15 protein-coding genes are annotated in these 18,188 nt (G+C 70.3%); 6 read left to right on the forward strand and 9 right to left on the reverse strand.

Annotated elements, in window-relative coordinates:
* Positions 1-372: ATP-binding protein (locus ABZS54_RS00640; RefSeq protein ID WP_355529000.1), on the reverse strand; the 372-nt coding region annotated here is incomplete at its 3' end.
* A 237-nt stretch (positions 373-609) separates the two neighbouring features.
* Between ABZS54_RS00640 and ABZS54_RS00645 the strand changes: the two genes are divergently transcribed.
* Both ABZS54_RS00645 and ABZS54_RS00650 read left to right on the forward strand, forming a co-directional pair.
* A complete protein-coding gene (locus ABZS54_RS00645; RefSeq protein WP_355529340.1) occupies positions 610-1,473 on the forward strand; it encodes a helix-turn-helix transcriptional regulator in 864 nt (287 codons plus the stop codon).
* On the forward strand, positions 1,470-1,679 hold the full coding sequence (locus ABZS54_RS00650; RefSeq protein WP_355529004.1) for a DUF397 domain-containing protein: 210 nt from the start codon (positions 1,470-1,472) through the stop codon (positions 1,677-1,679). The genes ABZS54_RS00645 and ABZS54_RS00650 overlap by 4 nt, the downstream gene beginning before the upstream one ends.
* A gap of 68 nt (positions 1,680-1,747) precedes the next feature.
* Here the strand turns inward: ABZS54_RS00650 and ABZS54_RS00655 are convergent, their stop codons facing one another.
* From ABZS54_RS00655 to ABZS54_RS00675, 5 genes are all read right to left on the reverse strand, one after another.
* Positions 1,748-2,056 carry an antibiotic biosynthesis monooxygenase family protein gene (locus ABZS54_RS00655; RefSeq protein ID WP_355529007.1) on the reverse strand — a complete coding sequence of 103 codons (309 nt, stop codon included), beginning with the start codon at positions 2,054-2,056 and terminating at the stop codon, positions 1,748-1,750.
* 121 nt (positions 2,057-2,177) lie between these two features.
* A complete protein-coding gene (locus ABZS54_RS00660; RefSeq protein WP_355529010.1) occupies positions 2,178-2,978 on the reverse strand; it encodes a peptidase in 801 nt (266 codons plus the stop codon).
* On the reverse strand, positions 2,975-4,249 hold the full coding sequence (locus ABZS54_RS00665; protein ID WP_355529013.1) for a VWA domain-containing protein: 1,275 nt from the start codon (positions 4,247-4,249) through the stop codon (positions 2,975-2,977). The genes ABZS54_RS00660 and ABZS54_RS00665 overlap by 4 nt, the downstream gene beginning before the upstream one ends.
* A gap of 67 nt (positions 4,250-4,316) precedes the next feature.
* Positions 4,317-6,488 (reverse strand): glycosyltransferase family 39 protein, encoded by a 2,172-nt coding sequence (locus tag ABZS54_RS00670; protein ID WP_355529343.1) that lies wholly within the window; start codon positions 6,486-6,488, stop codon positions 4,317-4,319.
* 23 nt (positions 6,489-6,511) lie between these two features.
* Positions 6,512-7,939, reverse strand: coding sequence for a bifunctional glycosyltransferase family 2/GtrA family protein (locus ABZS54_RS00675; protein WP_355529016.1), 1,428 nt, complete (start codon positions 7,937-7,939; stop codon positions 6,512-6,514).
* A gap of 214 nt (positions 7,940-8,153) precedes the next feature.
* Between ABZS54_RS00675 and ABZS54_RS00680 the strand changes: the two genes are divergently transcribed.
* Positions 8,154-9,044, forward strand: coding sequence for an alpha/beta hydrolase (locus ABZS54_RS00680; protein WP_355529019.1), 891 nt, complete (start codon positions 8,154-8,156; stop codon positions 9,042-9,044).
* A gap of 92 nt (positions 9,045-9,136) precedes the next feature.
* Here the strand turns inward: ABZS54_RS00680 and ABZS54_RS00685 are convergent, their stop codons facing one another.
* Positions 9,137-11,296 carry an MMPL family transporter gene (locus tag ABZS54_RS00685; protein ID WP_355529346.1) on the reverse strand — a complete coding sequence of 720 codons (2,160 nt, stop codon included), beginning with the start codon at positions 11,294-11,296 and terminating at the stop codon, positions 9,137-9,139.
* Positions 11,297-11,480: 184 nt separating this feature from the next.
* Here ABZS54_RS00685 and ABZS54_RS00690 point away from each other — a divergent pair, with 184 nt between their 5' ends.
* Positions 11,481-11,822: a helix-turn-helix transcriptional regulator gene (locus ABZS54_RS00690; RefSeq protein WP_355529022.1), complete on the forward strand. Its 342-nt coding sequence runs from the start codon at positions 11,481-11,483 to the stop codon at positions 11,820-11,822.
* Positions 11,804-12,673, forward strand: a complete 870-nt coding sequence (locus ABZS54_RS00695) for a hypothetical protein (RefSeq protein WP_355529025.1) — start codon at positions 11,804-11,806, stop codon at positions 12,671-12,673. Before ABZS54_RS00690 ends, ABZS54_RS00695 begins: the two co-directional genes overlap by 19 nt.
* Before the next feature lie 48 nt (positions 12,674-12,721).
* Here the strand turns inward: ABZS54_RS00695 and ABZS54_RS00700 are convergent, their stop codons facing one another.
* Positions 12,722-13,231 carry a hypothetical protein gene (locus ABZS54_RS00700; protein ID WP_355529028.1) on the reverse strand — a complete coding sequence of 170 codons (510 nt, stop codon included), beginning with the start codon at positions 13,229-13,231 and terminating at the stop codon, positions 12,722-12,724.
* Between the two features lie 67 nt (positions 13,232-13,298).
* Positions 13,299-14,090 (reverse strand): class III extradiol ring-cleavage dioxygenase, encoded by a 792-nt coding sequence (locus ABZS54_RS00705; RefSeq protein WP_355529031.1) that lies wholly within the window; start codon positions 14,088-14,090, stop codon positions 13,299-13,301.
* Between the two features lie 127 nt (positions 14,091-14,217).
* On the opposite strand from ABZS54_RS00705, the gene hrpA reads away from it, so the two are divergent.
* A complete protein-coding gene (gene hrpA, locus ABZS54_RS00710) occupies positions 14,218-18,171 on the forward strand; it encodes an ATP-dependent RNA helicase HrpA (protein ID WP_355529034.1) in 3,954 nt (1,317 codons plus the stop codon).
* Positions 18,172-18,188 lie beyond the last annotated feature (17 nt).

Consider the following 18,188-nt stretch of genomic DNA (forward strand, 5'->3'; position numbering starts at 1 on the left):
CCTGAGCCGAACCGGCGACGACCAAACGAACGAAACCGAGTCGAAACCCCGACTCACTCGAACGAGACCCCGTACACCTAAATCCTGATACTCCCCGGCAGCCCAGTCGCAGGGGCGGGGCTGGGGAAAGCGGAGTCCGTCCCGGTCGTGCACCTCGACCGCCACCCACTCCTGTTGCGCGTGTACCGCGAGGCGTAGCGGCGCGCCTTCGCCGATGTGACGGGCGACGTTGGCCATCAGCTCGTGCGTGCAGAGTTGGACGGTGTCCGCGGTCTCGGCGGGGATGCCGGCGGCGGTCAGTATGCCGGGGAGGATGGCGCGGATCGATTGGATCGTACCGACCGAGGCAGTCGTGTCGGTCCGGAACGACATGTGCGAATGGTGCCTAGCAGGGCTCGTGGTCATGGACTCGACCTCCGTGCGACGGCTGTCGTGATCATGCGCCGACGCGACTGATCGTAATGGTCGATCACCTTTGAGTGATGTCTCGTCGACGGTAACGGCTCATCGCCAGGGGGCGCAACATTGTCACTTCATTTGGCGAAACTGCCGCTTTGCCCTATCAAGATCAGGATCTCGAAGCCGGCTGGAAGTGACATGCTTTGGCGCATGACGAGCCGTCCGGTTCCCACCGTGCGCCGCCGTCGACTCGGTACGGAGTTGCGGCGGCTGCGCAACGACGCGGGTATGACGTTGGATCAGGTTGCGGAGCACATGAGTTGGGATGCGACGAAGGTGTCGCGGGTCGAGAACGCGACAAGGAACGTACGGCCCCCGGACGTCGGTCGTTTGCTGCGGATCTTCGGTGTCGACGACCCCGAACTGTGCGCGGCTCTCGAGGCGTTGGCGCGGGATGCCGGCAAACGTGGTTGGTGGCAGACCTACGGGGGCGTGCTGGCATCGACCTATGCCGATTACATCTCGCTGGAGAGCGACGCGGAAAGCCTGCGTACATACGAGCCTTCTTTGATCCCGGGCCTGCTCCAGACCGCGGCATACGCACGCGAGATCGTCGCGGGCACAACGACTCGTCGCACGCCGCAGGAGGTTTCCGCGCTGGTGGACGTCCGGCGTGCTCGGCAGGCCATTCTCACCGCGCCCGATCGCCCACTGGAGTTGTGGGCGATCGTCTCCGAAACGGCCCTGAGGCAACGCTTCGCGGTACGCCCGGAGACGATGCGAGAGCAGTTGCAGAAGCTGCTCGATACGTGGGAGCTCCCGAACGTCACCATCCAAGTGATGCCGATGGAGGCCACCGTGCATCCCGGATGCGCGGGCGGATTCAAGATCGTCAGTTTCCCGGGCCCGGTGCCGGACGTCGTTTCGTTGGAGAACCTGATCGGGGCGACGTACGTGGAAGGCACCGACGACGTCGCTGCTTTTGGCAAGGCGTTCGAGCGCATCCGCTCCACGGCCTTGTCCGAGGAGGACTCGTTGGCACTGATTACCGAACTGGAGGGGAAGCAACTGTGAAGCGGGGAACGCAGGATTTCCACACCCTGGCGCTTACGGGCGTCACTTGGCGCAAGTCTTCGTACAGCGCCGCCGAACACGACTGCGTCGAGGTCGCCGGGCTTGCCGGGAGCCGCGTTGCCCTCCGGGACTCGAAACGACCCACTGGTGGCGCGTTCCGGGTCCCGGGCTGCGCCTGGGGCGCGTTCCTGGCCCGCGCCTCCTAGCCGGACGCGGCGAGGTCCCCCGCCCCCGTCTCGGGGCGAGGGACCTCGGCGTGTGTGCGTACCTCGGCTCAGCCCTCGTCGGCCGGGGTCAGGTCGCTCTCGTAGTGGACGATCGTCGGCGGAACCGCGAAGAACTCGCCGACGATGGCACGCCACTGGGGGAACAGGTCGGACTCGCGGAAGCCCACCGTGTGTGCCTCCAGGGTCTCCCAGCCGATCAGCAGCAGGTACGAGGTGGGCGACTCGATCTGACGGATCAGGCGCGCCCAGCGAAAGCCGTCGGACTTGGCGACGACCTCGCGGCCACGCAGGAACGCGGCTTCGAATTCGGCCTCGCGGCCGGCGGTGACGGTGATGTCCGCGTGTTCGATGATCATGGCAGGCTCCGTGCTGGGTCGGATCGGGGTCGGGGCGACATACGGATCATTCCGAACCGCCCCGGCGCGGATTGCGCCGGGGCGGTTCGCCACGCCGACGACCGGCGTCGGCCGATCGGCGTCAGCTGAACCAGTGCCGCTTCTTGCGGGTGAGCTGGTAGCCCAGGATGCCGAACACCACCGCAACGAAGGTCGCCATCGCGGTCCAGAACCACCGTGCGTTCGGCCCGTCCATCCAGTCCCACTGGTACCAGTGGTCCTCTTCCTGGTCCCAGGCCACCGACCGGGTGTCCGCGGTCTGGCCGCTCTTGAGCACCGAGCCGGCCTTGGTGATCGGCACCAGCGGGTCGGCCAGCTTGCGGTCCGAGGTCGGTACCTGGTCGTCGCCGTCCTTGGTGTCCACCCGTATGGTCACCTTGGTCGCGGCGCCCGCGTCCAGGTCGGGCACGTCCATCGCGGCGATCCGGACGAAGTACATCCCGGGCAGCGGGTCGGTGGACCACGGCTCGGCCCAGTCGCGGACGGTGCGCGGGGTGCAGGTCAGGCCGAGCTTGGTGTCGGTCTTCTGCGCCGTGGCGACCTGCTTGCCCTCCACGCACGGCTGGCGCCGGCGCAGGCCGTCGTAGATCTCGATCCGGTAGGTCACCGGGCCGCTGCGCGCGTTGCCGGAGGCCAGCTCCAGATCCACCTTGGCGTGGATCTCCTTGCCCGCCTTGGCCGGGAACTGCCAGTACAGATACTCGCCCTGGGACGCCGACCAGCGCGCCTGCTCACCCAGCTTGAGCGTGCCCGCGCCCAGGAACGAGGTGCCCGGCGGCACGTCCTGGTCGGCCATCGCCGGCGCCGCGAACAGCGTCACGCCCACGAACGCCGCGGCGACCGCCGCCAACGCCCGCTTGATTCCACCCATCGCGCTCGTCATGACATCGCCTTTCCGAGAGCCTTGAACGCGCGGCGCAGCCAGCCGGCCAACAGCCCGGCGATCAGGCCGAATCCGGCGAGTACGCCCAGGAACACCCAACCTCGGCCCAGGCCGTGCACGTTCGCGGCCTTGCTGTCGGTGGCCTGGACCAGGTCCACCGTCAACTCCAGCGGCAGACCGGGCTTGGTGGCCACGTTCGGCTGCGCGGCGAACGCGTTGGTGACGACCAGGCAGATCGTCCTGGTCTTCGCGTTGTCACTGTCGGTCTTGTACGGGAGGCGCAGCCCGGCGGACTGCACGTCGGTACGGCCGTTGCCGGCGCCCGCGTTGCCGACCAGTTCGCGGCCGTCCTCGCTGAACGCGGTGACCGTCACGTCGTAGTCGCGCGCCACCTTGCGGTCCGCGCCGACCGTCGCGGTGGCCCGCAACTCCTGGTTCGGCTTGAGCGGGACCTTGTACCAGAGGTGCTGGCTGAACTCCTCGCGGTCGCTGTACACGCCGGGCGCCAACAACGGCGCGTCCTGGCAGCCGTTCGGGCTGCCCTTGACCGACGCGGGCGTCTCGTCCGCCTCGCGCACCGCGCGCTTGACGATCTGCTGGACCTTCTGCGACAGCTCGTCCGCGTTCAGCACCGAGGTGTAGGTGCCACCGGTGGCCGCCGCGATGCAGGAGAGCTGACGACGGGTGTTGTCGTCCGGGACCAGGCCCAGCGTGTCCACGATCAGGTTGAGGCCGGACGCGGCCAACTCGCGTGCCACGTCGCACGGGTCGGGCGGCGCACAGGTCTCCTCGCCGTCGGTGATCAGCACGATCCGGCGGCTGCCGGCTCCCGTGCCGAGGTCCTTGGCGGCCTCGCGCAACGACAGGGCGATCGGAGTCCAGCCGGTCGGCGCCAACTTGGCGATCTCGTTCTTGATCACGACCTTGTTGGGCCTGCCGACCGGGGCCAGTTGCTGGGTGTCCACGCAACCCTTGGCCTTGTCGTTGCCCGGGTAGGTGGCGCCCAGCACCCGGACGCCGAAGTCGGCCGGCTCCGGGACGCTGTCCACGACCTCGTTGAAGGCCTTCTTCGCGGCGTCCATGCGGGTCATCCCGCCGGCGTCGTTGGCCTTCATCGAACCGCTCACGTCGAGGACCAGCTCGACTTTCGGCGGTGGCCCGTTCGGATTCGTCTCGTCGGCCATCGCGGACGGTGCGGAACCGCCCACGACAGCAAAGGTCGTCAGCAGGCCGATCAAGCCGGCCCCGACCTTTCGCATCTTGATCGTCACGGGGGAGGATCCTACGGATCAAATCGGCCCGCCGTTTGCCGTGCACCGTAGGTGGATTGACAGCGCGTCAGACGGTTGGTGACGATTCGTCGGAAACGTTCCGCGTCGGTGCGGTCAGGTCATACAGGGTCACCCCGCCCACCGTGCTCGCGGTGAACGTCTGCTCGACCCAGGTCGCGATGGCCTGTGACGCGTTGCTGCCGCCCATGCCGCGCATTCCGCCACCGCCCATGCCGCCGCCGGCCCCGCCGCCGATGAAGTAGTGGATGCGACCATCCCTGACCAACTTTTGGAACTCGACGAGGGTCGGCGAGGGGTCGCTGCCGTTGAAGCCGCCGATCGGCATGACCGGTTTTCCGGTGGCGAGTTGGTATCCCGAAGCGCTATTGGAGCCCACCGAGGCGGCCACCCAGGTATAGGAGTCGCCGTCCTGCTTCAGTGCGGCGACCACCTCCTTGCCGGGCGTACTGCCGTTGAGCAGTCCGCCCATTCCACCCGCCCCGCCGCCACCCTGGCGTGGCGTCGTCCCCGGCGGCACCGCGCCGTTGCCCGGGGCGGTCCACCGCCGTGGGTTGCCGATACCGTCGGGAGTCTGCCCGTTCTGCCCCGGTGTGCCCGGGAACAGCTGGGTCCCCTGGCCCGGTTGGCCGCCCGGGACCTGGCCGGGCGGAACTCCCTGGAACCCGCGCGGCCCGCCCGCGAAGCCCCCGGGGCCGCCCGGTCCGCCCGGCCCACCACGCCCGAAGCCCATGCCCGCCGGCCCCGCGCTCGGGATCGAGCCGCCCTTCGCGGTGGCGACGGTGTCCCACGTGTACGCGACCGGCCCGGCCAGCAGCGCGGCCACCGAAACCGCGGCCGCCACCGGCGCGAGCCCGCGCAGCGCGACGAACGCGGCGCCGAACACGGCCAGAGCGCCCACGATTCCGCCGACGAGTACGACGTGGCGCAGCCACGGATGCCAATCCGGCGTCCGGTCGAGCAGGTGGTACGACCACCACGCGCCGGCCGCGATCGTCAGCGCCGCGACCGCCGCCGCACGTGGCACCCGGCGCCGTTCCCACAGCAGCGCCGCACCCATCGCCACCACCGCGGCGATCGCCGGCGCCAACGCGACGTTGTAGTACGCGTGGAAGATGCCCGCCATGTAACTGAAGACCAGCCCCGTGGTGAGCAGCCAACCGCCCCACAGCACGATCGCCGCCCGGGTGGGATCGGTCCGCGGCGCGCGTCGGGTCAGCCACAGGCCCACCGTGAGCAGGATCAGCGCGGCGGGCAACAACCAGGAGATCTGGCCGCCCATTTCGGCGTTGAAGAGCCGATCCCACCCGGTGGCACCCCAATTGCCGCCACCCCCGCGCGGGCCGCCCCCGCCGCCCACGCTGCCGGTCTCGTTGCCGTTGAGCCGGCCGAGTCCGTTGTAACCCAGCGTCAGTTCGAGGATCGAGTTGTGCTGCGAACCGCCGATGTAGGGGCGGGACGATTCCGGCCACAATTCGACGATTGCGATCCACCAGCCGCCGGCGACCAGCAATGCCAGCCCGGACCACAGCAGTTGCCGCACCCGCCGCCAGAAACCGACCGGCGCGCACACCAAGTACACCAGTGCGAAGGCGGGCACGATCAGGAACGCCTGGAGCATCTTGGCCAGGAAGCCGAAGCCCACGCACGCACCGGCCAGCACCAACCACCGGGTGCTCGCGCTCTCCTGGGCCCGCAACACCGCATACGCGGCGACGGTGAGCAGCAGTACCAGCAGTGCGTCCGGATTGTTGAACCGGAACATCAGCGCCGCGACCGGGGTCAGGGCCAGCATCGCGCCGGCCGACAGCGCGGCCCAGGCCGGGAATCGGCGCCGCACGGCCAGGTAGAGCACACCGACCGTGGCGACGCCCTCCAGTGCCTGCGGGGCCAGGATGCTCCACGCGTTGACGCCGAAAACGCGGGCCGACAGGCCCATCACCCACAATGACGCCGGGGTCTTGTCGACAGTGATCGAGTTGCCCGCGTCCGAGGACCCGAAGAAGAACGCCTTCCAACTCTCCGTCCCGGCCTGAACTGCGGCCGAGTAGAACGAGTTGGCCCACCCCGAGGCACCCAGGCCCCAGATGTACAGCAGAGCGGTCCCGAGCAGCAGCACGAGCAACGCGGGCCGCACCCACGGCGCGTCCGCCTCACGGCCGCGAACCAGCCGGGCGAACCAGGGCTTTTCGGTCCCGGCGCCGCTCTCGGGAATCGGCATGGGCAGTGGAGCCACCACGGCGGTCATACGTCCTCACTTGCCGAACCGGGAGAACCGGCCGAGTCGGTCGAATCGAGCATGTCGATCGAGGCGACCGGCATGGCCGAAGCGGCCGGCCTCCTCGCTGCGTCGGACGTGATCGAAGTCACCGAGGCGATCCGATCACCCGGGCCTGTCGCGGTCGCGGGATCCGGCCGACCACCCGGGTCCGCGGGCTTCGCCGAATCGTTGCGAGCGGCCGGATCACGCCGACCGGTCGAATACCCCGAGTGCGCGACTCCCGCCGCGCGAAAGACCCACACCCGCAGCAGCAGGAACCGCACGATCGTGGCCACGGTCCCCGCGCCGACCAGCGCGCCCAGTTCGACCGCGCGCGAGGGACGCGTAACGACGGCGTGCAGACCGGCGAGCGTCGCGCTGCTCAACGCGAGGCCGACGACGAAGGCCAGGCCGCCCTGGGCCTGATGGCGCCACACCCCGGCACGCCCGCGTACCCCGAAGGTGAACCGTCGGTTGGCCGCGGTGTTCGCGATCGTGGTCATCGTCAGGGCCGGCGCGTTCGCGGCCAACGCGCCCATGTCGTCGCGCAGCAGGACATACAACAGCAGGTGGGCCAGCGTGCTCACCAGCCCGATCACCGCGAAGCGCGGGAGTTGCGCGCGCATCGCCGGCGGCAACCGCGCCTCGCGCACCCGAGGCGGGACCGAGACCCGGAACGTGCCCGCAGCGATCCGCCGGGCCACCCGCGCCATTCCGCGCAGATCATCCAACGCGGTGTGCAGCACATCGACCCGGCTGTCCGGATCGTCGATCCAGTCCACCGGGACCTCGTGGATACGCAGCCCGTTGCGCTCGGCGAGCAGCAGCAGTTCGGTGTCGAAGAACCACTCCTCGTCGTGGACGTGCGGCAGCAGCGCCTGGGCGACCACCGCGCGGGCGGCCTTGAAGCCGCATTGCGCATCCGAGAAGTGCGCCGCGAAGACCCCACGCAGCAGCAGGTTGTAGGACCGCGACACGACCTCGCGGCGCGGCCCGCGGACCACCGCCGACGAACGGGCCAGCCGGGTGCCGATGGCGAGATCGCTGTGGCCGCTGACCAGCGGCGCGACCAGTGGCAGGAAGGCGTCCAGGTCGGTGGACAGGTCGACGTCCATGTATGCGACCACGTCCGCGTCGGACTCGGCCCACACCTTGCGCAGCGCCCGGCCGCGACCCTTGCGGTCCAGGTGCACCGTGCGCACGTGCGGCAGTTCACGCGCGAGCTCGCGGGCCACCTGCCAAGTCGCGTCCGTGCTGGCGTTGTCCGCGATGACGATGCGGAAGGCGTACGGGAATCCGCCGAGCAGATAGGCGTGCAGGCGGCGCACGCTCGCGGCCAGGACGTGCGCCTCGTTGTACACGGGCACCACCACGTCCACGATCCGCGTGCGAATCGGTGTCGTCAGGCTCATGCCGTGACGTTGTCGAGGGGGCCTGGGAGCCGTCTGAGGCGTTTCTTAAGGTGGGATGAGAATCGTCGTGGCGGCCGGAAACCGGGGTGCCGCCGGCATGTGGCCGAGTGGGGGCCGGCGCGAGACGGTCGTGGGATGCGAATCTCGCGTTTCGAGACGCCTATGCTGCCGATCGGAAGGCCGGCACAGCGCGACGCAGCGATCCGGAGGTCGGATGAACATCTCGGCGGGTAGGTCAGTGGGCGCGGACTCCGCGCAACCGTTCGTGGAGGCCCTTGAGATCGCGGCCGGCGGATGGGTCTTCAACGCCCGAGTGGCCGGGCCGACGGACGGCCGCCCGGTGTTGTTCCTGCACGGGTTCCCGCAGATGTCCGCGTCCTGGACGGCGCAACTCCTGGGCCTGGCCAAGGCCGGGTACCGGGCGATCGCGTTCGATCAGCGCGGCTACTCACCGGGCGCCCGGCCGCCCCAGGAATCGGCCTACGGGCGCGACGAGTTGGTGGGCGACGTGATCGCCGTACTGGATGCCCTCGGCCTGACCCGGGTGGACCTGGTCGGACACGACTGGGGTGGCGCGCTCGCATGGCAGCTCGCGGGCCTGCGCCCGGAGCGGTTGCGCACGCTGACCGTGGTGTCCACGCCGCACCCGGTCGCGCTCACCTCGGCGGTCCGTGACGACGCCACCGGCCAGCGCGAACAGTCCTCGTACATACGGCTGTTCCGCACCCGCAGGGTGGCCGAGGAGAAGCTCTTGGCGGACGACGCGGCCTACCTGCGCTCGGCGTTCGCCACGCTGCCGGCCGAGGTCACCGAACGCTACCTCGCGGTGCTGCGCGAACCGGGGGCGCTCACCGGTGCGTTGAACTGGTACCGGGCGATCGACCCGAAGGTGTTGCGCGACATCGGCGACATCGACGTGCCGACCCTGTACGTCTGGAGCGACCGGGACGCGGCCTTCGGTCGCGCCGCCGCCGAGGCAACCGGCGCCTCGGTCACCGGCCCGTACCGCTTCGAGGTACTCGCCGGCGTCGACCACTGGGTTCCCGAGAATGGCGCGGAGGCCCTGACCGGCTTGCTGTTGGAGCACTTGGCGGCGTTCGCGTAGGAGTGACGCACGCTCGTGCTCCGCCGGGCGCGCGGTCGCCGGAGTGACGCGCTTCGCCCGAGCCCGGTGGTGGCGGGCCCGGGCGAGTCGAGTCACGGTCGGGAACGGGCGTCGAGGCGGGCGGTCTCGGCGGGGGCCGGACGCGCCGGCCCGACCCGCAGCAACCGGGCAACAGCGGGCGGGAACCACCAGTTGGCCCGGCGCAGCAGGGTTACCAGGGCGGGCGCGAGCACCCCACGTACGATCGTCGCGTCCACCAGGATGCCGACCGCGAGCGCGGTGGCCAGGATCCGGACGTCGGTGATCGGCACGGTGGACAGCGCCACGAAGGCCAGGAACAGGATCAGCGCCGCCGAGGTGACCAGCCGCCCGGTGCGACCGACACCGATCACGACCGACTCCTCGGTGGTGTTTCGTACGCCCCTGGCGGCCAAGTCCAGATGGGCCTCCCGGATGCGGCTCAGAATGAACACCTCGTAGTCCATGGACAATCCGAACAGGAACGCGAACACGGCCATCGGAACCCATACGGTGATCGCGCCCGTGGCCGGCGTATCGAAGAGCAGTTCGCTGCCGTGGCCCTCCTGCCAGACGAGCACGATCGCGCCGTAGGAGGCCGCCACGGACACGGTGTTCAACACGAGCGCCTTGATCGGCAGCCAGATGGAGCGCAAAGACCGGGCCAGGACCAGGAACGTCAGCAGCGCGATCACCGCGAGCACGACCGGCAGCGAACCGTAGACGGCGTCGACGAAGTCGCGGTCCTGGGCCGGACCGCCGCCGGCTTGGGTGCCGGGAGTTGCCCGCGCCGCAGCCAGGACCGCACCGACCGCGGCGCGACCCGCGTCGGTGGCCGGGTCCCGACTCGTCCACACGTCCACGACCCGCAGGTCGCCGTCCGCCCACGTGGCGGGGGCGAGCGTGCCCGAGACGCCCGGTTCGGCCGCCAACCGCGCCGCGAGCGCGACCGGATCGCCGGTGGTGGCCACCTCGATCGGCTGCGCGATGCCCGCCCCGAAGCCGGCCGCCTCGATTGCGGCGAACACCCGCGCCGGTTCGCCGCCCCGGCCCAACGACGCCACCTGCGGTTGCCCCACGCGCAAGGTCAGCGCGGGCGCGGCGAGCGCGAGCAGCAGCGCGCCGCTGAGCAGAGCGGCCAGGATCGGCCGGCGCGTCGTGGCCCGCGCGATTCGCGACCAGAGCCGGCTGTCCGGGCGAGGGGTGCGCCGCGGGACGTCCAGGCGCGCGCCCCACGCGTACAGGACGACCGGCAGCAGGGTCAGCGCCACCGCGACGCTCACCAGCGGCATCAGCAGACCGGCGTAGCCGACACTGCGCAGGAACGGCACCGGGAGAACCACGAGCGCGGCGAGGGACAGCGCCACCGTGGCCCCGCTGAGCAAGACCGCGTGGCCGGCGGTGGCCGCGGCCCGCACGATCGCCTCGACGCGGTGGGCCGGGTCGTGGACGTCGCCGCGGGCGCGCTCCTCCCGCCATCGGGTCACCACGAGGAGCGCGTAGTCGATCGCGATGCCGAGGCCGATCAGCGCTACCAGGAATTGCACGATGAACGACACGTCGGTGACCCGGGTCAGGCCGCCCACGAGCAGGAACGTGGTGGGGATGGCGATCCCGGCGACCAGCAGCGGGACCAGGGCCAGGCCGCTCGCGAAGGTCAGGCCGAGGACGACGATCGCGCCCACCGCACCCAGCAGCGTCTCGGCGACGGGGCTGCGGGCGGCGCCGCTGTCCCGGCCGGTCAGCAGCGGCCGGCCGGTGAGCCGTACGGGCGCGTCGGCGACCCGGGCGTCGGCCACGGCGGCGCGGATCCGGCCCACCGTCGCACCGTACGCGTTCGGGCCCTCGCCGCCGGGCGGGTAGACCAAGGCCACGGTGGAGCGTGCGTCGGCCGAGATCAGTGCCGGATCGCCGGTACCGGCGTACGAGGCATGCCGGCCGCCGGGCGGTGTGACCCGCCGGACGACCGCGTCGAACTGCGCGCTCACGTCCGGCGCGTCGGCTCGGCGGCCGTCGGGCACGGTCAGTTCGAGCAGCAGCGGGGCGTTGCGGCCGCCGGTGCCGCCGAATCGTTCGACGATCAGGTCGTTGGCCTGTTGCCCCGGCCGGCCGGGCAACTCCGAGCCCTGGCTCAGCCGATCGACGGTACCCCCGACGGTGGCAACGCCCGCTGCGGCGAGCACCAACCACACCAGGGTCACCAGGCGCCGGTGTCCGAGAACCCAGCGCGTCATCACTTCCACGACGTTCCGTCCCACCTTCCGAATAAGTAGCGACGCTATGTATGGAGGCGCAGTCTATGCATAGCGTGGCTACCTATGAACAGGCTCGGGGCCGGCGGGCGGCTTCGGCGCCCGATGGCGACGGCACTGGCGGCGGGCGGCTTCGACCCGCGACCCCGGTGTAGCCTGACTACCTATGAAGGCCGACGTGCTCAAGGGGCATCTCGAAGGCATGCTGCTGGCGGTGCTGGAGACCGGCGAACAGCACGGTTACGCGATCGTCGAGGAGCTCAAATCCCGAAGCGGCGGGCACATCGCCCTGCCCACCGGCACCGTGTACCCGGCACTGCACCGCCTGGAGACGGCCGGTCTGATCGCCGGCCGCTGGTCCGTCCACGGCGGTCGCCGTCGCCGCAGCTACGAACTCACCCGCGCGGGCCGCCGGTCGCTGAGCGAACAACGCGCTTCATGGCGGGAGTTCACGTCGGTGGTGTCCGGGGTGCTGGGGGTGGAGCCGGGATGGGCGGGGACGTCGTGACCGGAGCCGGGACGGCGCGCGCGATCGCGAACGCGGACGCGGACGAGAAGGCGCACGACACCACGAACGGGGCCGGGACGATGCACGGGGCCGCGAAGGCGGGCGGCGCCGCGCGCGACACCGCGTACCGAGCCGAGACGCCGCACGACGCCGTGATCGAGGAGTATCTCGACGCCCTGGTCGCCGCGTTGATCGGCCCGCGTGGCCGACGACGGGCGATCCTCGACGAGGCGCTCGACGGGCTCCTGGAATGCGCCGACGCCCACGCGGCCGACTGCGCGGACCCGACCGAGGCCGCGCGCCGCGCCGTCGCCGAGTGGGGTCCGGCGGCCGTCGTGGCCGGAGCGTACAACGAGGCCGTGCATCGACGTGGCGTGCGACGCCTGGGCGCGACGGCCCTCGGCGCACTGCCCGCACTGGCGGCGGTGTGGTGCCTCGCAATGCTCGCCGGCCCCGCCGGTCCGTGGGAGCGCCGACCGCCGGCGGTGAACGTCGGACTGGTCCTGCTCGGCTTCGGCTGCGTCTTCGCCACCGCCGCCGCCCTGTCCGGCCTGCGCGCGGGCAGTGGCGTACGAGCGGTGGCACCCGGCGCGACGGCGCCCACCCGCGAGACGGCCGCCGCCGTGTCCGGCGTGCTCCTGGTCCTGGCCACCCTGCCCGCAATGGTCGTCAACCGCGGCCTCGTCGCCCCTCACTCGCTCGCCTGGCCACTGATCGCCCCGGCCATCACCGTGAACGTGGGCCTTGCCCTGTACTTGGGCACGGCCTGGCGTCGCCTGCGCGCGACCACGCCGACCACTGCCGCCGCCGGCCGCAAGGACGACCCGGCGTGGGTCGACGAGGCACGGTAGCGGAGCACGCCACACCGCGAAGTTCACGCCTCGTCCCGTTCGCCCCCCTCACTCCTCCCACAGCCCCGCCACCGTCAGCGCCGGGTCGATGTCGGCCAGGGCTCGCGTCGGGTCCAGGGTCGGGAGTACTCGGTGCGTCGCCGCTGCGTGTGCGTAGACCAGCAGGAGGTCCTCGGCGGTCCAGCGGACCGAGGGCCACACGGCGTCTCGGCCCGGGCACAGCCGGGTGAGGCGGGTGTGGAACTCGTCGAGTTCGGCCGGATTCGTGAAGGTCCGGGCCGCCTCGATCGCGTCGTGGTCGGTACGCAGGAGCGCGTGCGTCGGCACCACGGGCACCCGCATGACCGCGTCCGGGTCGGTGTCCGCCATGCCCAGGCTGCGCGCGACCCGGTGCAGGGCGGACGCCATCAGCAGCGCGACGAGCAGTCCGCTGTCCTGCCGCACACCGCCGGACGGGAAGAACCTCGCGTCCCAGAAGCGCTGTTCGGTGTGCAGGTGCTCGCGCACGAGCATGCAGCCGACTCCCACGCAGCTCTGCGGCAGGGTTCTGGCGGCCATGCGGCTACGGTACGGCTCCGGTGGCGCGCCGTGGCGCAGTTCCGTTTATTTACGACATCGACTCACTTCACCCCAGTTGGATGGACCGCTTGGAGAGTCCGAACCAGAAGCCGTCGATGACCTGGTTCAGCCGGCCCAGGTCCTCGTGACCCGCGCCGAGCGAGACGAACAGCGGCGCGAGGTGCTCGGTCCGGGGGTGCGCCAGGCGCGCGGCGGGCGCCTTGTGGGTGAAGTCGAGCAGCGTGTCCACGTCACCACCCCGGAACGCCTCGTCGCCCCAGTGGTCGAACTCGCGCGACCAGCCCGGCACCGGCGCATCCGCCCGGGGGTCGAGGCCGCGCAGGTTGTGGGTGAAGAACCCGCTGCCCACGATCAGCACGCCCTCGTCGCGCAGCGGCGCGAGCCGTTGGCCGACCTGGTAGAGGCGGACCGGGTCGAGCGTGGGCAGCGACATCTGTAGGACCGGCACGTCGGCGTCCGGATACATCTCGACCAGCGGTACGTACGCGCCGTGGTCCAAGCCGCGCTCCGGCGCGTCCCGGACGTCCGGCCCGAGCAGCGCCCGCACCCGCGCCGCGAGCTCGGGCGCGCCGGGTGCCGGATAGGTGACCCGGTAGTAGTGCTCGGGAAAGCCGCCGAAGTCGTACACCAGCGGGATCGTGCGGGTCGCGCCGAGCGCGATCGGGGCGTCCTCCCAGTGCGCGGACACCATCAGGATGGCGGTGGGCCTGGGCAGGTCGGCGGACCACGCGGCCAGCTGGCCGGTCCACAACGCGTCGTCCGCGAGCGGCGGCGCGCCGTGGCCGAGGTAGACAACGGGCATGCGCTGCGCGCTGGGCCGGGGCGAGGTGGTGTCCATGGGCCCAGGATATCAAGTAGTTCTATGTTCAACAATTGACACAACCGGATGATTTGACACGGGGATCGCCGTTGGGGGTAATCCACTGGCCTGCGCCCCCGGGGTGCCACTTATCCTGGACCGCGTAATGGGAACGCCAGTAGCCACATCTCAGCTCGCCGACCTCCAGGCGCGCCTGCCCCACCTGATGCTTCGGGATCAGGACCGTCTGCGCCGTCGCCTCGACCGGACCCGCAAGAACCGCAAGGGCCCGCAGCAGGTCGCCGAGACCGAGAGCCTGATCGCCGCGTTCGACGCCGCCGAGACGCGGGTCGCGAACCGGCGCGCCGCCGTGCCCGTGATCGGCTACCCCCAGGCGCTGCCGGTCAGCCAGAAGAAGGACGACATCCTGGCCGCGATCCGCGACCACCAGGTCGTCATCGTCGCGGGCGAGACCGGCTCCGGGAAGACCACCCAGATCCCGAAGATCTGCCTCGAACTGGGTCGCGGCGTGCAGGGCCTGATCGGACACACCCAGCCGCGCCGGATCGCCGCCCGCACGGTCGGTGACCGGATCGCCGAAGAATTGGGCGGACAACTCGGCGACGTGGTCGGCTACAAGGTCCGCTTCAACGACCAGTCGAGCGACAACACACTGGTCAAACTGATGACCGACGGCATCCTGCTCGCCGAGGTGCAAAACGATCGGCTGTTGCGGCAGTACGACACGCTGATCATCGACGAGGCGCACGAGCGCAGCCTCAACATCGACTTCCTGCTCGGCTACCTCAAACAGTTGTTGCCGCGCCGACCCGACCTCAAGGTGATCATCACCTCGGCCACGATCGACCCGGAGCGCTTCTCGCAACACTTCGACGACGCGCCGATCATCGAGGTGTCCGGCCGTACCTATCCGGTCGAGGTGCGCTATCGCCCGCTCGTCGCGGAGGTCGACGAAGACGAGGACGACGACGAGGCGGGCGCCAAGCGCCGACCCGACGATCGTGACCAGGTACAGGCGATCAGCGACGCGGTGGACGAACTGCTCGGCGAGGCGTCCGGCGACATCCTGGTCTTCCTCAGCGGCGAGCGGGAGATTCGGGACACCGCCGAGGCACTGAACAAACGACAGTTGCGCAACACCGAGGTACTGCCGCTGTACGCCCGTCTGTCCGCCGCCGAGCAACACCGGGTCTTCCAGCAGCACACCGGCCGACGGATCGTGCTCGCGACCAACGTCGCGGAGACCTCGTTGACCGTGCCGGGCATCAAGTACGTGATCGACCCGGGCACCGCGCGCATCTCCCGGTACAGCCTGCGCACCAAGGTGCAGCGGTTGCCGATCGAGGCCGTCTCGCAGGCCTCCGCCAATCAGCGCAAGGGCCGCAGCGGACGTACCTCGGACGGCATCTGCATCCGGCTGTACTCCCAGGAGGACTTCGAGTCGCGGCCCGAGTTCACCGATCCGGAGATCCTGCGCACCAATCTGGCCTCGGTCATCCTGCAGATGACCGCGCTGGGCCTGGGCGACATCGCCGCGTTCCCGTTCGTGGAGCCGCCGGATCGGCGCAACATCAAGGACGGCGTACAGCTCCTGGAGGAACTGGGCGCGCTGGACCCGGACGAGTCGGACGTGCGCAAGCGACTGACCCCGATCGGCCGCAAACTGTCCCAGCTCCCGGTGGATCCGCGGCTGGCCCGGATGATCCTGGAGGCGGACCGCAACGGCGTGGTCCGCGAGGTGCTGATCATCGCGTCCGCGCTGTCCATCCAGGACCCGCGCGAGCGACCCGTCGAACACCAGCAGCACGCCGACCAGTTGCACGCGCGGTTCGCGGACAAGGAATCCGACTTCCTCGCGTATCTCAACCTGTGGAACTACATCAAGGAGCAGCGCGACGAGCTGTCCTCCAGCCGGTTCCGCAAGCTGTGCAAGAGCGAGTTCCTGCACTACCTGCGGATACGCGAATGGCAGGACCTGCACAGCCAGTTGCGCTCGGCCGCCAAGTCGCTCGGGATCGAGGCGACCGGCGAGCCGCAGGAGCCGAACACCCAGCACATCCACACCGCGATCCTGTCCGGTCTGCTCTCGCACATCGGTCTGATGGACCCGGCCAAGCGCGAGTACGGCGGCGCGCGCGGCACCCGGTTCTCGGTCTTCCCCGGCTCGGCGCTGTTCAAGAAACCACCGCGATGGGTGATGGCGGCCGAACTCGTCGAGACGTCCCGCCTGTGGGCGCGAATCGCCGGGCGGATCGAGCCCGAGTGGATCGAGCCGCTGGCCGGGCACCTGATCAAGCACACCTACAGCGAGCCGCACTGGGAACAGAAGATGGCCGCGGTGATGGCCTACGAGAAGGTCACGCTGTACGGAGTGCCGATCGTGGCCGCGCGCAAGGTCGGCTACGGCAAGGTCGATCCGGAGCTGTCCCGCGAACTGTTCATCCGGCACGCCCTGGTGGAGGGCGACTGGCGTACGCACCACAAGTTCTTCTCGGCCAACCGGCGACTGCTCGCGGACGTCGAGGAGCTCGAACACCGGGCCCGGCGCCGGGACATCATGGTCGACGACGAAACCCTGTTCGACTTCTACGACGAGCGCATCCCCGCCGACGTGGTCTCCGGACGGCACTTCGACGCATGGTGGAAGAAGGCCCATCGGAGCGAGCCGGACCTGCTGAGCTTCGAGAAGTCCATGCTGATCAACGCCAAGGCGGGCGGGATCACCGAGGAGGACTACCCGAACACGTGGGTCGAGGAAGGCCTGGAGCTCAAGCTGACCTACCAGTTCGAGCCGGGCTCGAATGCGGACGGGGTCACCGCGCACATCCCGGTCGCGGTGCTCAATCAGCTCACCGGCGACGGCTTCGACTGGCAGATCCCGGGCCTGCGCGAGGAGTTGGTGACCTCGTACATCCGCGCGCTGCCCAAGGGCATCCGCCGCGGCTTCGTGCCGGCGCCGGACTACGCACGGTCGATCCTGGCCCGGATCCCGGCCCGCCGGGGGTCGTTGGTGGACGTGCTGGAGCGCGAGCTGAGCCGGATGGCCGGTATGCCGGTCAAGCGCGAGACGTGGGACCTGACGAAAGTGCCCGAGCATCTGCGGATGACGTTCCGCGTGCTCGACGACGACCGGCGCACGCTGGCCGAGGGCAAGGACCTGGCGGCGCTCAAGCTCACGTTGCGCGACCGGATGCGGGCCGCGGTGTCCGAGGCGGCGAGCACGCTGGACATCGAACGCACCGGCGTGACCTCCTGGACCATCGGCGAGTTGCCGCGCGTGGTCGAGCAGCGCCGCGGGTCGCTGGTGGTCAAGGCGTATCCGGCGCTGGTCGACGAGGGCGCGTCGGTGGCGGTCCGGTTGTTCGACAGCGAGCCGGAACAGTTGCGCGCGATGCGGCTCGGGACGCGGCGCCTGGTGCTGCTGAACGTGCAGTCGCCGGTCAAGCAGATCCAGGGTCGGCTGCCCAACATGGCCAAGCTGACGCTGAGTCACAACCCGCACGGGGGCATCGATCCGCTCTTCGAGGACATCCTCGCGTGCGCGGCGGACATGCTGATCCAGGACGCGGGCGGCCCGGTGTGGGACGAGGCCGGCTTCGTCCGGCTGCGCGATCGGGTCAAGGCGGGGCTGCCTCGGCTGACCGAGGACACGGTGGTCAAGGTCGAGCGCATCCTGGGCGCGTCGCACAACGTGGCCGGGCGGCTGAAGACGACCCGGAGTCCGGCTCTGGCGCCGGCGCTGGCCGACCTGAAGGCGCAGTACACGGCGCTGGTGCACAAGGGCTTCGTGGCCGAGGCGGGTTGGCGGCGGCTGCCGGACGTGCACCGCTATCTCCAGGCGATGGAGCGCCGCTTGCAGCGCCTGGAAGCGGACCCGGTGCGAGACCGCGAGCGCATGCTGAAGGTCCACCAGATCCAGGCTGCCTACCGGGATTTGATGGACCGTCAGGCCAAGGGCGCGCCGATTCCGGCCGAGGTGGCGGCGGTGCGATGGCAGATCGAGGAACTGCGGGTGAGCTACTTCGCCCAGTCCCTGGGCACGCCGCAGCCGGTGTCGGACAAGCGGATCCTGAAGACGATCGAGGAATTGGGGTCGTAGCGGGGTCGGGTCGGGGT

It is taken from the genome of Embleya sp. NPDC005575, from assembly GCF_040605455.1.
Classification (GTDB): Bacteria; Actinomycetota; Actinomycetes; order Streptomycetales; family Streptomycetaceae; genus Embleya.

Bases quoted from the DNA above. Each gene is read 5' to 3' on its own strand.
- ABZS54_RS00645 (WP_355529340.1), top strand. From the start codon at position 610: ATGACGAGCCGTCCGGTTCCCACCGTGCGCCGCCGTCGACTCGGTACG.
- ABZS54_RS00655 (WP_355529007.1), bottom strand. From the start codon at position 2,056: ATGATCATCGAACACGCGGACATCACCGTCACCGCCGGCCGCGAGGCC.
- ABZS54_RS00660 (WP_355529010.1), bottom strand. From the start codon at position 2,978: ATGACGAGCGCGATGGGTGGAATCAAGCGGGCGTTGGCGGCGGTCGCC.
- ABZS54_RS00670 (WP_355529343.1), bottom strand. From the start codon at position 6,488: ATGCCGATTCCCGAGAGCGGCGCCGGGACCGAAAAGCCCTGGTTCGCC.
- ABZS54_RS00675 (WP_355529016.1), bottom strand. From the start codon at position 7,939: ATGAGCCTGACGACACCGATTCGCACGCGGATCGTGGACGTGGTGGTG.
- ABZS54_RS00680 (WP_355529019.1), top strand. From the start codon at position 8,154: ATGAACATCTCGGCGGGTAGGTCAGTGGGCGCGGACTCCGCGCAACCG.
- ABZS54_RS00685 (WP_355529346.1), bottom strand. From the start codon at position 11,296: ATGACGCGCTGGGTTCTCGGACACCGGCGCCTGGTGACCCTGGTGTGG.
- ABZS54_RS00690 (WP_355529022.1), top strand. From the start codon at position 11,481: ATGAAGGCCGACGTGCTCAAGGGGCATCTCGAAGGCATGCTGCTGGCG.
- ABZS54_RS00695 (WP_355529025.1), top strand. From the start codon at position 11,804: ATGGGCGGGGACGTCGTGACCGGAGCCGGGACGGCGCGCGCGATCGCG.
- ABZS54_RS00700 (WP_355529028.1), bottom strand. From the start codon at position 13,231: ATGGCCGCCAGAACCCTGCCGCAGAGCTGCGTGGGAGTCGGCTGCATG.
- ABZS54_RS00705 (WP_355529031.1), bottom strand. From the start codon at position 14,090: ATGGACACCACCTCGCCCCGGCCCAGCGCGCAGCGCATGCCCGTTGTC.
- hrpA (WP_355529034.1), top strand. From the start codon at position 14,218: ATGGGAACGCCAGTAGCCACATCTCAGCTCGCCGACCTCCAGGCGCGC.